Raw genomic sequence first — 14991 nt, forward strand, 5'->3', positions numbered from 1 at the left:
CATTCGCCTGAGAGTGGGCAGCCCTCTCCGAAAAGGCTATCGAAGCAGGAGAAATGTCATGAGCAAACTGTTGGATCGCTTTCGCTATTTCAAACAAAAAGGCGACAGCTTCGCCAATGGACACGGGCAGGTGTACAACACCAACCGTGACTGGGAGGACAGCTACCGACAGCGATGGCAGTTCGACAAGATTGTGCGGTCCACCCATGGCGTGAACTGCACGGGCTCCTGTAGCTGGAAAATCTACGTCAAAAACGGCCTGGTTACCTGGGAAACCCAGCAGACCGACTACCCGCGTACCCGCCCCGACCTGCCTAACCACGAGCCGCGCGGCTGCCCGCGTGGTGCAAGTTATTCCTGGTACCTATACAGCGCCAACCGGCTGAAATACCCGCTGGTGCGCCGCACGCTGATCGAACTGTGGCGTGACGCGCTGGCACAACACAGCGATCCGGTGCTGGCCTGGGATGCCATTCAGAACGATCCGCAGAAGAGCCGGAGCTACAAGCAGGCACGCGGACACGGCGGATTTATCCGCTCCAGCTGGAAAGAGCTAAACCAGCTGATTGCTGCCGCCAACGTCTGGACCATTAAACATTACGGCCCCGATCGCGTGGCCGGTTTTTCACCGATTCCGGCGATGTCGATGGTCTCGTATGCCGCCGGGACGCGTTATCTCTCTCTGCTGGGCGGCACCTGTCTCAGCTTTTATGACTGGTATTGTGATTTACCGCCCGCCTCGCCCATGACGTGGGGCGAGCAGACCGACGTGCCGGAATCCGCAGACTGGTACAACTCCAGCTACATCATTGCCTGGGGGTCTAACGTTCCGCAGACGCGTACGCCAGATGCCCACTTCTTTACCGAGGTCCGCTACAAAGGCACCAAAACCGTGGCCATCACCCCGGACTTCTCCGAGGTCGCCAAACTGAGCGATCAGTGGCTGGCACCCAAGCAAGGCACCGACAGCGCGCTGGCGATGGCAATGGGCCACGTGATCCTCAAAGAGTTCCATCTCGACAACCCCAGCGAGTACTTCCTCAACTACTGCCGCCGCTACACCGACATGCCGATGCTGGTGCTGCTGGATGAACAGGCCGATGGCCGCGTGGTGCCGGGGCGGATGCTGCGGGCCTCTGATCTCACGGACGGGCTGGGAGAAGCCAATAATGCTGAGTGGAAAACCGTCGCCTTTGATATCGCCGGCGATCTGGTGGTGCCGAACGGATCCATTGGTTTCCGCTGGGGCGAAAAAGGCAAATGGAACCTGGCGCCGCTGGCGGCAGATCATGAAACGGAGCTCACCCTCTCGCTGCTGATTACCCACGACAGCGTGGCAGAGGTGGCATTCCCCTATTTTGGCGGCAATGAAAATCCACACTTCCGTAGCGTCAAGCAGGAGCCGGTCCTGACGCGCCGTGTACCGAGTAAAACCCTGACGCTGGCCGATGGCAGCCAGAAACGGGTGGTCAGCGTCTACGATCTGATTCTCGCTAACTACGGCCTCGATCGTGGTCTGGAAGACAGCAACGCGGCGGGCAGCTATGACCAGATCAAAGCTTACACTCCCGCCTGGGGCGAGCAGATCACCGGCGTCCCTGCTTACCTGATAGAGAAAATTGCCCGTGAGTTTGCCGACACGGCGCACAAAACGCACGGCCGGTCGATGATTATCCTCGGTGCCGGGGTGAACCACTGGTACCACATGGACATGAACTACCGCGGGATGATCAACATGCTGGTGTTCTGCGGCTGCGTGGGTCAAAGCGGCGGCGGCTGGTCACACTATGTGGGTCAGGAGAAGTTGCGTCCGCAAACCGGCTGGCTGCCGCTGGCGTTTGCGCTGGACTGGAACCGTCCCCCGCGCCAGATGAACAGTACGTCGTACTTCTACAACCACGCCTGCCAGTGGCGTTATGAGAAACTGACCGCGCAGGAGTTACTCTCTCCGCTGGCGGACGCGACAAAATTCACCGGTCACCTGATCGATTTTAACGTCCGGGCAGAGCGTATGGGCTGGCTGCCCTCGGCGCCGCAGCTAAACCTCAATCCGTTGCACATTAAAGCCCGGGCCGACGCCGCCGGCATGACCCCGCAGGAGTACACCGTGCAGGCATTAAAATCGGGCGATATACGTTTCGCCTGCGAACAGCCTGACAACGGTAAAAACCACCCGCGCAATCTGTTTGTCTGGCGGTCTAACCTGCTCGGCTCTTCGGGGAAAGGTCACGAGTACATGCTCAAATACCTGCTCGGTACCGAAAGCGGCATCCAGGGCGAGGATTTAGGGTCGACGGATGACGTGAAGCCCGAAGAGGTGGAGTGGCAAACTCAGGCCATCGAGGGCAAGCTTGACCTGCTGGTGACGCTCGATTTCCGCATGTCCAGCACCTGCTTGTTCTCCGATATCGTGCTGCCCACCGCGACATGGTATGAAAAAGACGACATGAATACGTCGGATATGCATCCGTTTATTCATCCGCTTTCAGCTGCCGTCGACCCGGCCTGGGAATCCCGCAGCGACTGGGAGATTTACAAAGGTATTGCCAGCGTTTTCTCAGAGGTGTGCGTCGGCCATCTTGGCACCGAAACGGACGTGGTACTGCAGCCGCTGCAGCACGACTCCCCGGGGGAACTTTCACAGCCGTTTGATATTCAGGACTGGCGCAAAGGCGAATGCGATCTCATTCCGGGTAAAACGGCGCCGACGATTGCGGTGGTCGAACGGCATTATCCGGAAACCTACGAGCGCTTTACATCACTCGGCCCGCTGATGGACAAACTCGGCAACGGCGGGAAAGGCATTTCATGGAATACTCAGAGCGAGGTCGATTTCCTCGGCAAGCTGAATTACGTCAAGCTCGATGGCCCGGCAAAAGGACGCCCGCGTATTGAAACGGCGATTGACGCCTCGGAAGTGATCCTCGCCCTCGCCCCTGAAACGAATGGCCAGGTGGCAGTACGAGCCTGGCAAGCGCTGGGCGAACTGACCGGTCGCGATCACACCCATCTGGCGCTGAACAAAGAAGATGAGAAAATCCGCTTCCGCGATATTCAGGCCCAGCCGCGGAAAATTATCTCCAGCCCCACCTGGTCGGGCCTTGAAAGTGAGCATGTCTCCTATAACGCCGGTTATACCAACGTTCACGAGCTTATTCCCTGGCGCACCCTTTCCGGTCGTCAGCAGCTGTATCAGGACCATCCGTGGATGCGCGCGTTCGGGGAGAGTCTGGTGGCCTATCGCCCACCGATTGATACCCGAAGCGTTAGCCATATGCGCGAAATCCCGCCGAACGGCTTTCCTGAGAAGGCGCTGAACTTCCTGACGCCACACCAGAAATGGGGCATTCACTCGACCTACAGTGAAAACCTGCTGATGCAAACGCTGTCACGCGGGGGGCCTATCGTCTGGATCAGCGAAACCGATGCCAGAGAGTTAGGCATTGAGGATAACGACTGGATCGAAGCCTTCAACGCCAACGGGGCCCTGACCGCCCGGGCAGTGGTGAGCCAGCGCGTCCCGCCGGGCATGACCATGATGTACCACGCGCAGGAACGTATCCTGAATATTCCGGGTTCAGAAGTCACCGGTCGTCGCGGCGGGATCCATAACTCGGTGACGCGCGTCTGTCCCAAACCGACACACATGATTGGCGGCTACGCCCAGCTGGCGTACAGCTTCAACTATTACGGCACCGTCGGCTCTAACCGCGACGAGTTCATCATGATCCGCAAAATGAAAAACATTAACTGGCTGGATGGCGAAGGTCGGGATCAGGTACAGGAGGCGAAAAAATGAAAATACGCTCACAGGTTGGAATGGTGCTGAATCTCGACAAATGCATTGGCTGTCACACCTGCTCGGTCACTTGTAAAAACGTCTGGACCGGGCGTGAAGGTATGGAATATGCGTGGTTCAACAACGTCGAAACCAAACCGGGGATTGGCTACCCGAAAAACTGGGAAGATCAGGAGGAGTGGCAAGGCGGCTGGGTACGCGGGATCACCGGCAAGCTGACGCCGCGTCTCGGCGGGCGCGTGGGCGTGCTGTCAAAAATTTTTGCCAACCCGTCCCTGCCCGGCATTGATGATTACTACGAGCCCTTCACGTTTGATTACCAGGATCTGCACCGTGCTCCACAAGGCGATCACCTCCCGACGGCCCGCCCGCGCTCGCTGATTAGCGGCAAACGGATGGACAAAATTGTTGGCGGCCCGAACTGGGAAGAACTGCTTGGCGGCGAGTTCGAAAAACGCGCCCGCGACCGCAACTTCGACAAGATCCAGAAGGAGATGTACGGCCAGTTTGAAAACACCTTCATGATGTACCTGCCGCGCCTGTGTGAACACTGCCTGAACCCGAGCTGCGTGGCCACCTGCCCGAGCGGTGCCATCTACAAGCGTGAAGAAGACGGCATTGTGCTGATTGACCAGGACAAATGCCGTGGCTGGCGCATGTGCATCAGCGGTTGCCCGTACAAGAAAATCTACTTCAACTGGAAAAGCGGAAAGTCGGAGAAATGCATCTTCTGCTACCCACGCATTGAGTCTGGCCAGCCAACCGTCTGTTCGGAGACCTGCGTCGGGCGTATTCGCTATCTGGGCGTGCTGCTGTATGACGCGGATCGCATTGAAGAAGCGGCCAGCACCGAACATGAAACCGACCTCTATGAACGCCAGTGTGACGTGTTCCTTGATCCGCACGACCCGGCGGTCATTGAAGAAGCCTTCAAGCAAGGTATTCCGCAGAACGTGATTGACGCCGCCCAGCGTTCCCCGGTTTACAAGATGGCGATGGACTGGAAGCTGGCCCTGCCGCTGCATCCGGAATACCGCACCCTGCCGATGGTCTGGTACGTTCCGCCGCTGTCACCGATCCAGTCTTACGCAGATGCGGGCGGCCTGCCGCTCAACGACGGCGTGTTACCGGCGGTCGAAAGCCTGCGCATACCGGTGCAGTATCTGGCCAACATGCTCAGTGCGGGCGATCCTGCTCCGGTGCTGCGCGCCCTCAAACGCATGATGGCCATGCGTCATTACAAACGCTCTCAGACCGTTGAAGGCGTGACCGATACCCGCGCCATCGAAGAAGTGGGCCTTAGCGTCGAGCAGGTCGAAGAGATGTACCGCTATCTGGCGATTGCCAACTACGAAGATCGTTTCGTGATCCCCACCAGCCACCGCGAAATGGCGCGCGACGCCTTCCCGGAACGCAACGGCTGCGGCTTCTCCTTTGGCGACGGGTGCCACGGTTCCGACACCAAATTCAACCTCTTTAACAGCAGCCGGATTGATGCCATCAATATCACCGAAGTGCGCGACCACGGGGAGGGAGAGTGATGCAGATCCTTAAAATCATCGCCCTGCTGATTGAGTATCCCGATGAAACATTATGGGAAAATCGCGAGGAAGCACTTTCCCTGATAGAACAGGATCTCCCTGCGTTACTGCCCTTTGCCCGCCAGCATCTGGATGCCGCGCTGCTGGATAAGCAGGCCGAATGGTGCGAGGTGTTTGAGCGGGGTCGTGCGACCTCGCTGCTGCTGTTTGAGCACGTTCATGCTGAATCCCGCGATCGCGGCCAGGCGATGGTCGACCTGATGAGCCAGTACGAAAAAGCCGGCCTGCAGCTGGACTGTCGTGAACTGCCGGACTATCTGCCGCTCTACCTGGAGTATCTCAGTCTCGTCACCGACGACGAGGCCCGAGAAGGGCTACAAAACGTTGCGCCGATCCTGGCGCTGATTGGCGGTCGCCTGAAGCAGCGCGGCGTGGCGCATTATCAGCTGTTCGATGCGCTCCTGACGCTCGCAGGCACGCGTCTGACCAGCGACAGCGTGGCGAAACAGGTTTCCACCGAGAAACGGGATGATACCCGCCAGGCGCTGGACGCCGTTTGGGAAGAGGAACAGGTCAAGTTTATCGAGGACAACGCCACATCGTGTGATACCTCACCGATGCAGCAATATCAACGACGCTTTAGCCAGGACGTTGCCCCGCAGTATGTCGACGTCAGTGCGGGAGGCCCAAAATGATCCAGTTTCTGAACGTCTTTTTCTACGATATTTACCCCTACCTGTGCGGCACGGTTTTTCTGGTGGGAAGCTGGCTGCGTTACGACTACGGGCAGTATACCTGGCGCGCCTCCTCCAGCCAGATGCTGGATAAGCGCGGCATGGTGCTGTGGTCGAATCTGTTCCATATCGGGATCCTGGGGATCTTCTTCGGACATCTTTTCGGGATGCTGACGCCGCACTGGGTTTATTCGTGGTTTCTGCCGATGTCGCAGAAACAGCTGATGGCGATGATTCTGGGCGGCGTTTGCGGCGTGCTCACGTTGGTAGGCGGTGCGGGATTATTGATTCGCCGGCTGACGAACCCGCGTATCCGGGCGACCTCCTCCACGGCAGATATCCTGATCCTCTGCATTTTGCTGGTGCAGTGTATTCTTGGGCTCACCACCATTCCGTTCTCCGCGAAATATCCCGACGGCAGCGAGATGCTCAAGCTGGTGGACTGGGCGCAGTCGGTAGTGACCTTCCGCGGTGGCTCGTCCGAACATCTGGCGGGCGTGGCGTTTATCTTCCGTGTTCATCTGGTGCTGGGCATGACCATTTTCCTGATCTTCCCCTTCACCCGACTGGTGCACGTCTGGAGCGCGCCGGTGGAGTATTTAACACGCAGGTATCAGGTGGTGAGATCGCGCCGCTGAGTGTTGCCGGGTGGCGCTACGCCTGAGCGCAGCGCCACCGGTCTATTTCCCGGCCTGAGGATGTGTATCAAACCCGGCCATCACCGCCGTCAGCGCGTCCAGCGAAAACCCGTGTTTGGGATCGTCAACGCCCAGTCCAAACCGTGACTGCATCACCTGATACAGCGCGTTCGCGTCGGGAAGATGGACCTGCTCTTCCGCATGCCCCTTCTGCCAGTGGGTAAAGTTAAAGTTGGTCAGGGTCAGCTTTCCGCCGTCAGGCATATGGCGACACATCAACAGATGGTGGCGAAAATGGGATTGCGGCCAGTGCGCCGACCAGAAGTTGCCCATCACGTAATCGCTGAAATACTGTGTTGTCAGATCAAAATGGTACATCGACTGCCAGTGATCGTGGTGGCTGAACTGCAGGATCCAGTCGTTGCCCTCGCTCAGCAAACGGTACAGCCCGTGGGGTGTCTCCTGCTCCTCGTTGGCGAGCAAACGAATCGGCGCCGTCAGCGTCTGTCCGCCAAAACCGACGTCGGCAATCCAGCGCTCGCCGTTGAGTTCAACCAGCAGCAGACGATGCGTACGCGGCGGCATCTGTGGCGGACTGGCTAAGACCACGCGGCCCAGCACGCTGCGAACCGTAAAGCCCACTTCACGCAAAACGCGTTCAAAGAGGCCGTTCTGCTCAAAACAATAGCCTCCACGACGCGCCGTCACCAGTTTGTCGACCAGGCACTGATCTTCCAGATGGATTTCGCGCGGCATCACGACGTCAATATTCTCGAAGGGGATCGCGCAGTTGTGGTGTAGATGCAGCGCCCGCAGGGTGTCGATGTCAACCTGAACAGGCTGTTGCCAGCCCGTACGGGCAAAATAAGCACTCAGAAATGGGGACATGATTCGCTTCCATGATGTGATGTTCCCTGTTTATAAACTATTTTCCGGCCTCCATATGCGCAAAAGTGCTTTTTGCGGATGCATCTTGATTTCGGCTCCCCATCAGACGTTTAATGCCAGCATACCTGCTGAGAGGAATGTTCATGAGCGCGTTTCGTCCCGTTGAATTAAAGCATGCCAGCCGTCTGCTGAACCATGGCCCTACGGTACTGATTACCAGCCGCGATGAGTCTATCGACCGTCGTAACGTCATGGCTGCGGCCTGGTCGATGCCGGTGGAGTTTGAGCCACCGCGTATCGCAATTGTGGTGGACAAAAGCACCTGGTCGCGCGAACTGATTGAGCGCAGCGGGAAGTTCGGCATCGTCATCCCCGCCGTGGCAGCGGCTAACTGGACTTACGCCGTCGGCAGCGTGAGCGGGCGCGACGAAGACAAGTTCAACTGCTACGGGATCCCGGTTGTGCAAGGTCCGGTACTCGGCCTGCCGGTAATTGAAGAGAAATGCCTGGCGTGGATGGAGTGTCGTTTACTCCCGGTTACCGCAGCTGCAGAAAAATACGATACGCTGTTTGGTGAGGTTGTTTCGGCAGCCGCAGATGAACGCGCGTTTGTCGCCGGACGCTGGCAGTTTGACGGCGATAAGCTGAACACCCTGCATCATCTGGGGGCCGGGACGTTTGTGACCAGTGGGAAAATGGTAAAGGCGCTGGAAAAATAGCCTATAAAAAAAGCCCTCTCCGCGAGGGAAAGGGCTTTTAAATTACTTCGCGCGCCGTGCAATAATTTCATCCGCAACATTACGCGGTGCTTCCGCGAAATGATGGAATTCCATCGTGTAGGTCGCGCGGCCTTGCGACATCGAACGCAGCGTCGTGGCATAGCCAAACATCTCCGCCAGCGGCACATCCGCGCGAATAATCTGACTACCGTACTGCTCTTCCATTCCCTGCACCATGCCGCGGCGGGAAGAGAGATCGCCCATGATGTTGCCGGCGTACTCTTCCGGTGTTTCCACCTCGACATGCATGACCGGTTCAAGAATCACCGGGTCCGCTTTGCGAGCGCCCTCTTTAAAGCCGAGGATCGCCGCCATGCGGAACGCCATTTCCGAGGAGTCGACCTCGTGATAGGAGCCAAACGTCAGGGTCGCTTTCACATCGACAACCGGATACCCCGCCAGGACACCGCTGTTCATGGCTTCGCGCAGGCCTTTCTCCACAGACGGAATATACTCGCGCGGGACAACGCCGCCCTTGGTGGCATCTTCAAACACAAAACCACTGCCGGGCTCTAACGGCGCCAGACTGAGCACCACATGGCCGTACTGCCCTTTACCGCCGGACTGTCGGACAAATTTCCCTTCGATATCCTTCACCGCTTTACGCAGGGTTTCACGGTACGTGACCTGTGGGCGACCAATGTTCGCCTCAACGCCGAACTCACGCCGCATGCGGTCAACGATAATCTCAAGATGTAACTCACCCATCCCGGAGATAATTGTCTGGCCGGACTCTTCATCGGTGTGCAGACGAAACGAAGGGTCTTCCGCTGCCAGGCGCTGCAATGCAATGCCCATTTTCTCCTGATCGCCTTTGGTTTTCGGCTCGATCGCAAGCGAGATAACCGGGTCCGGAAACTCCATCCGCTCCAGCGTGATGACGGCATTCGGGTCGGTGAGCGTGTCACCGGTTGTCACATCTTTCAACCCAACGCAGGCCGCGATATCGCCCGCGCGCAGTTCATCCACTTCGTGGCGATCGTTAGCATGCATCAGCACGATGCGCCCAATGCGCTCTTTCTTCCCTTTCACCGGGTTGTACACCGCGTCGCCTTTGCGCAGCACGCCAGAGTAAACGCGGATAAAGGTCAGCTGTCCGACGTACGGGTCGCTCATCAGTTTAAAGGCCAGCGCAGAGAACGGCTCGTTGTCGTCTGGATGACGCTCGGCATGCTGCCCATTCTCATCCACACCATCAATGGCGGGCACGTCCAAAGGCGACGGCATCAGTTCAATGACCGCATCGAGCATGCGTTGCACGCCTTTATTTTTAAACGCACTGCCGCACAGCATCGGCTGGATTTCACCGGAGATGGTCCGCATACGCAGCCCCCTGATGATTTCCGCTTCCTCTAAATCACCCGTTTCCAGGTATTTATCCATCAGCTCATCGCTGGCTTCCGCCGCCGCAGAGACCATTTTTTCCCGCCATTCCTGCGCAGTACTCACTACGTCATCCGGCACAGGAGCATAGGTAAACACCATGCCCTGGGTAGCATCGTCCCACAAAATGGTACGCATTTTGATGAGATCCACCACGCCGGTGAAGTGTTCTTCTGCCCCCACCGGAATAACAATCGGGACCGGATTCGCTTTCAGACGCTCCTGCATCATTCGCACGACGCGGAAGAAGTCCGCACCCGGGCGGTCCATTTTGTTGACGAAGGCCAGCCGCGGGACATGATATTTGTTCGCCTGACGCCAGACGGTTTCCGACTGCGGCTGCACGCCACCGACGGAGTCATACACCATGACAGCGCCGTCGAGTACACGCATGGAACGTTCCACCTCAATGGTGAAATCTACGTGGCCCGGGGTGTCAATAATGTTGATCCGGTGCGGTTCAAAGCCCCGGTCCATACCTGGCCAGAAACAGCTGACTGCCGCAGAGGTAATGGTTATCCCGCGCTCTTGCTCCTGTGCCATCCAGTCGGTAGTTGCCGCGCCATCGTGTACTTCACCCAGTTTGTGGCTCATACCGGTATAAAACAGGATGCGCTCGGTGGTGGTCGTTTTACCGGCATCGATATGCGCGGAGATACCGATGTTGCGATAACGTTCGAGAGGGATGGGTCGGGGCATAATATTTCCTTAGTCATTAAGACTGCGTTGTGACGACCGGGATGGTCGCGTGTTCGTTCGTTTGCTATAATAGTCCCATTGTACGAGTATTATCGAACTATTTTTTTACGGTTGACCTATTGTTGATATAGCTCAATCTGACACCAGACGCAGGAAAACGATGATCCCGAACCACCCTGAAACTGAACAAATACTGCTGGAAAATGTGCTTTTTGCCCTCGGTAACCCGCTACGGCTGTCGATTATCCGCAGGCTGGCCGATGGCAGCGAACTGAGCTGTAACGCGCTGCGCCCGGACGAGGTGGTGAAATCGACGATGACCCATCACTGGCGCGTGCTGCGCGACAGCGGCGTGATTTGGCAGCGCCCGCAGGGACGAGAAAATATGATTTCACTGCGCAGAGACGATCTTGATGCCCGCTTTCCGGGGCTGATGGCAATATTGCTGCAGACGAAGTAACGCGTGTGTCGTGTCGGGCGACTCCGCGCCGCCCGACCCTCTCTCACATTGAATAGCCGGGTTTCTTAATTAAGTGATCCAGGTTGGGTTCAATTTCGGTATCCCAGACCTGCGCTTTCCAGTCGGCTTCCTGCACTTCATTCAGGGCGACCGAAATAGAGCGATCTTTACTGTTCAGATGACGGGTAATCACCTCAGCAATATCCGCCGCCAGCGCGGTTTTTTGGTCGTCGTTCAAATCACGGGGAAAACATTTGATATCTACGTGTGGCATATGCAGGCTTCCAGTTATGAATGTGAGTTCCACGTTATCAGATTATCTCGTTTGCCTTTAACACCTTGTGCAGTTCCGGCAGCTGGCACACGGTATCCGCAATCGCCGTTATCTTCGGCGTATTCGCCGCAAACCATGCATGGCGAGGCCCCCAGGTGCGTGCAACCGTGATGTAGACGTCAAGCAGCGTCAGCCGTTCCCCGAGTGCAAAAGGGGTGGCACTGAGCTGGCTGTCGAACCACAGATAGAGTGATTTTCGGTATTCAATACAGCTGTTTTTCAACTGCTCCGGCGCGTCCGGCACCCAGCGTTCAGGGTAGTCGGCGTAGGTAAAGGTGGGATAAACGTTCGCAACAAACCAGATGAGCAACCGCTGAAACTGCTGCCGCTCAGCCTGCCCGACGGCAGGCGCAAGATCGGGACATCTGTCCAGCACCATCAGGGCAATCGCCGCCGTTTCGGTCATGATCGCCCCGTTTTCCAGTTCCAGCGTGGGTACCTGACACAGCGGATTGCGTGCTTTCAGCAACTCACGTTGCGGGCCGGGCTGGTCAAACCCGTCCACGTTAATAAATTGATAAGGGATGTCTGCCAGAGTCAGCATCACTTCACTGATTGCCGATCCCCAGCCGGGTACGCCATAGAGTTTAATCATGTTGCCCCCTCCGGGATGAAAACCCTAAGTGTAGACACGACTAATAGGTTATCCCAGGCGGGTTCACGTCGGATTGCGTCACCGCTTCGCCCTCTTCTCCCCAGCGTGCCAGCACCCGCTGGTACTCTCCACGCGTAATAGCGCCCTCCAGCGCAGCCTGCAAAGCATAAACCAGCCCATTGCCCTTTTTGGTCGTCGTGGCGACATAGGCTCTCTTCGGCCCGAGCCCCACTACGCGCGTTTTGCCGGTCAACGCCGCTTTATAGGCTGATACGGATTGAGGCCCGAAGAACACATCCGCCCTGCCGGACTGAATATAGAGGTTGCCGGAAGCATCATCGGTCAGATAGACCGGCAGCGCAGGCGCACGACCGGCTTTTTTGTTCTCTTCATTCCAGCCCAGCAGAATGCGCTCCTGATTGGTCCCGGAACCGACAATCACCTTTTTGCCTGCCAGATCTTTTGCGCTGTTAATCGCCTGGACCGCGCTGGTGGATTTCACGGAAAACGCCAGTGAGTCGACGCGATAGGTCGCAAAATCAAATTTCTCTTTTCGCTGTTCGGTCACCGCAATATTCACCAGCGCCACGTCATAGCGTCCGGAGCTGATCCCCAGCGGCCAGTCTTCCCAGGCCGTGGGAACCAGCTTCAGCTTTAACCCCAGACTGCCCGCCAGCAAGCGGGCAATATCCGGATCGCTGCCAATCCGCGTCCGGTTATCGCTGGCAAGCAGCGCCAGCGGTGGAGAGTTGAGCGCTGAGATCGCTACCGTGAGCGTGCCCGGCTCAACAAATTTATAGTTCGCGGGGATCTTCGCGACGGCCTGCCGATCTACCGTCACCGGCAGCGGCTGCTCGTTGGCGTGTAAATCGATACCCGCATGGCTCGCGGTCGTAAAAGCCAGACCGGCCAGAAAAGCATATTTCATCTGCGCTCCTTACAGCACTTTTGACAGGAACTGGCGCGTTCGCGGGTGCGACGGACGGGTTAATACGTCGTCACTGCTGCCCTGCTCCACAATTTTGCCGTCGACCATAAAGACCACCTGATCCGCCACTTCCCGGGCAAAGCCGATCTCGTGGGTGACGACCACCAGCGTGGTACCCGAGCGGGCGAGCTTTTTAATCACGTCCAGCACTTCGCCAACCAGTTCCGGGTCGAGCGCTGAAGTGGGCTCATCAAACAGCATTACCCGGGGACGTAACGCCAGTGCGCGGGCAATGGCAATACGCTGCTGTTGGCCACCGGAGAGATGGCGCGACCAGGCGTCGGCTTTATCGCGCAGCCCGACCACATCCAGCAGGCTGTATGCCCTTTCAACGGCTTCTTTCTTACTCAGTTTTTTATGGGCGATGGGCGCTTCAATCAGGTTTTCCAGCACCGTGAGATGCGGAAAGAGATTAAAGTTCTGGAAGACATAGCCCACATTGACGCGCTGTTTGAGGATCTCTTTCTCTTTCAGCTCGTAGAGTTTGTCACCCTGACGGCGGTAACCGATGTAATCACCGTCAATCTGGATAAACCCTTCGTCGACGCGTTCCAGATGGTTAATGGTGCGCAGAAGCGTCGATTTACCCGATCCGGAAGGCCCGAGGATCACCGTTACCGATCCGGGCGGGATCTCCAGCGAGACGTTATCAAGCGCTTTATGGCGGCCAAAAAACTTACTGACGCCGGTAATCGAAATATGCCCTTCAGGAGAGGTTTGCATGGACGGGCTCCTGTACTGATGCGGTGGATACGGAACGGACGCGACTGGCTACCCGGTTTTGATTAACGGCTGAACGGCGTTCGCTGCGTGCAAGCCCGCGCTCCACAACATGCTGAATGGCAGACAACACGGTGGTAATCACCAGATACCAGACCGCACCGACCATCAGCAGCGGGATCACCTCCTGCGTGCGGTTATAGATCATCTGAATGGTATAGAAGAGTTCCGGCATCGCCAGGACATACACCATCGCCGTGCCTTTCGCGAGACTGATAATTTCATTAAATCCGGACGGCAGAATCGTGCGCAGCGCCTGCGGCAAAATGATACGCACCGTGCGACGCCAGGCTGGCAGACCGAGTGCCGCCGCCGCTTCATACTGACCATGATCCACCCCCAGAAAACCGCCGCGAATGATCTCGGCGGTATACGCGCTCTGAACCAGCGTCAGCCCCACCACGGCGGTGGAAAACTGTCCCAGCACGTTGATGGTTTCAAAGCGACCCCAGGTAATGGCGGTGAAGGGTACGCCGAGCGAGAGCGTGTCGTAGAGATAGGAAAAGTTATAGAGAATGATCAGAACCACAATCAGCGGCAACGAACGAAACAGCCAGATATACCCCCAGGCCAGGCTGCTCAGCAGCCAGGATGAAGAGAGCCTCGCCAGCGCCAGCAGGCCGCCGATGACCACGCTGAGTGCAGTGCCGATCAGGGTCAACAGCAATGTTTGCCCTACGCCTTCGAGGATAACCGGATCAAAGAACCAACGGGCAAAGACAGACCACTCCCAGCGCGGGTTAAAGGCCACGGACTGAATGACCACCGCAAGCACAAACAGCGCCACCACGGCACCGACAGTCCGCAGCGGATAACGCGCCGGGACCACCTTAATGGTTTCAACGTTGCTCATTGTCATTCCTCATGCTGTTTTACTGAACGCTTCACTGATCAGCGTTTTGGTGAAACGCAGCCGGCCATCAAACGGCGGCTGGCTGTACTCTTCCGGATCGCGGTTCAGATCGAACTGCGGCTGATAGCCCTGGCTGATATAGAGCCTGACCGCTTCCGGCTGACGAAAACCGGTGGTGAGGTAGATCTGGCTGTAACCGGCCTGTACCGCCCGACGCTCCAGCTCCTGGACGACGCGGGCCGCCAGCCCCTGTTGACGCAGCGCCTTGTGCGTCCAGATTCGTTTGATCTCAGCGGTGCGTTCATCAAACGGTTTATACGCGCCGGTGGCGATGATGTCGCCGTCACGCTCAAGGACAATAAACAGCCCCTGCGGGGCCAGGTACCACTCCGTGAGCTCCACTTCCGCGTCTTTAGAGAAGTAGTCGCCATAGCGGGCGGCATATTCACCGAATAATCCATCGATGATGGGCTGAAGATCGGCGTCTTCCGGTGACACGTCCCGAAATTGCTCGCGCATA

14 protein-coding genes are annotated in these 14991 nt (G+C 57.4%); 6 read left to right on the forward strand and 8 right to left on the reverse strand.

Translation table 11 applies throughout. From position 1 onward, the window contains the following. Positions 1–58 precede the first annotated feature (58 nt). The 4 genes from L462_RS15780 to narI are packed head-to-tail and all read left to right on the forward strand — an operon-like array spanning position 59 to position 6712. Positions 59–3799, forward strand: coding sequence for a nitrate reductase subunit alpha (locus L462_RS15780; protein WP_025204127.1), 3741 nt, complete (start codon positions 59–61; stop codon positions 3797–3799). Beyond that, positions 3796–5340, forward strand: a complete 1545-nt coding sequence (gene narH, locus L462_RS15775) for a nitrate reductase subunit beta (RefSeq protein ID WP_020884050.1) — start codon at positions 3796–3798, stop codon at positions 5338–5340. Before L462_RS15780 ends, narH begins: the two co-directional genes overlap by 4 nt. Beyond that, positions 5340–6035, forward strand: a complete 696-nt coding sequence (gene narW / locus L462_RS15770) for a nitrate reductase molybdenum cofactor assembly chaperone (protein WP_020884049.1) — start codon at positions 5340–5342, stop codon at positions 6033–6035. The genes narH and narW overlap by 1 nt, the downstream gene beginning before the upstream one ends. Further along, entirely contained in the window at positions 6032–6712 is a 681-nt protein-coding gene (gene narI / locus L462_RS15765) for a respiratory nitrate reductase subunit gamma (RefSeq protein ID WP_014170231.1), read from the forward strand. Before narW ends, narI begins: the two co-directional genes overlap by 4 nt. A 42-nt stretch (positions 6713–6754) precedes the next feature. Here narI and nhoA read toward each other — a convergent pair whose 3' ends face one another. Beyond that, positions 6755–7600: an N-hydroxyarylamine O-acetyltransferase gene (gene nhoA / locus L462_RS15760; protein WP_032678234.1), complete on the reverse strand. Its 846-nt coding sequence runs from the start codon at positions 7598–7600 to the stop codon at positions 6755–6757. A gap of 143 nt (positions 7601–7743) precedes the next feature. Between nhoA and L462_RS15755 the strand changes: the two genes are divergently transcribed. Further along, complete coding sequence (locus L462_RS15755) at positions 7744–8319, forward strand: flavin reductase family protein (RefSeq protein WP_032678235.1); 576 nt, start codon at positions 7744–7746, stop codon at positions 8317–8319. A 42-nt stretch (positions 8320–8361) separates the two neighbouring features. Here the strand turns inward: L462_RS15755 and fusA are convergent, their stop codons facing one another. After that, positions 8362–10461, reverse strand: a complete 2100-nt coding sequence (gene fusA / locus L462_RS15750; protein ID WP_020884046.1) for an elongation factor G — start codon at positions 10459–10461, stop codon at positions 8362–8364. A 160-nt stretch (positions 10462–10621) separates the two neighbouring features. Here fusA and L462_RS15745 point away from each other — a divergent pair, with 160 nt between their 5' ends. After that, a complete protein-coding gene (locus L462_RS15745) occupies positions 10622–10921 on the forward strand; it encodes an ArsR/SmtB family transcription factor (protein WP_014170235.1) in 300 nt (99 codons plus the stop codon). Between the two features lie 43 nt (positions 10922–10964). On the opposite strand, the gene pptA is transcribed toward L462_RS15745, so the two are convergent. Genes pptA through L462_RS15715 form a run of 6 tightly spaced genes read right to left on the reverse strand, consistent with a single transcriptional unit; the run spans position 10965 to position 14990 of the window. Further along, a complete protein-coding gene (pptA, locus tag L462_RS15740) occupies positions 10965–11195 on the reverse strand; it encodes a tautomerase PptA (protein ID WP_020884045.1) in 231 nt (76 codons plus the stop codon). Positions 11196–11232: 37 nt separating this feature from the next. Beyond that, positions 11233–11850: a glutathione S-transferase family protein gene (locus L462_RS15735; RefSeq protein ID WP_014170237.1), complete on the reverse strand. Its 618-nt coding sequence runs from the start codon at positions 11848–11850 to the stop codon at positions 11233–11235. A gap of 40 nt (positions 11851–11890) precedes the next feature. Beyond that, the gene (locus L462_RS15730) at positions 11891–12778 is read right to left on the reverse strand and encodes a transporter substrate-binding domain-containing protein (RefSeq protein ID WP_020884043.1); all 888 of its coding nucleotides are present in this window, start codon (positions 12776–12778) and stop codon (positions 11891–11893) included. Positions 12779–12787: 9 nt separating this feature from the next. Beyond that, the gene (locus L462_RS15725) at positions 12788–13561 is read right to left on the reverse strand and encodes an amino acid ABC transporter ATP-binding protein (protein ID WP_014170239.1); all 774 of its coding nucleotides are present in this window, start codon (positions 13559–13561) and stop codon (positions 12788–12790) included. Next, the gene (locus tag L462_RS15720) at positions 13545–14471 is read right to left on the reverse strand and encodes an amino acid ABC transporter permease (RefSeq protein ID WP_020884042.1); all 927 of its coding nucleotides are present in this window, start codon (positions 14469–14471) and stop codon (positions 13545–13547) included. The genes L462_RS15725 and L462_RS15720 overlap by 17 nt, the downstream gene beginning before the upstream one ends. Positions 14472–14480: 9 nt before the next feature. Further along, complete coding sequence (locus L462_RS15715; RefSeq protein ID WP_020884041.1) at positions 14481–14990, reverse strand: GNAT family N-acetyltransferase; 510 nt, start codon at positions 14988–14990, stop codon at positions 14481–14483. Between the last annotated feature and the right edge of the window lies 1 nt (position 14991).

Origin of the sequence: Enterobacter sp. BIDMC 26 (assembly GCF_000534435.1) — a bacterium.
In the GTDB taxonomy this organism is placed as follows: Bacteria; Pseudomonadota; Gammaproteobacteria; order Enterobacterales; family Enterobacteriaceae; genus Enterobacter; species Enterobacter ludwigii.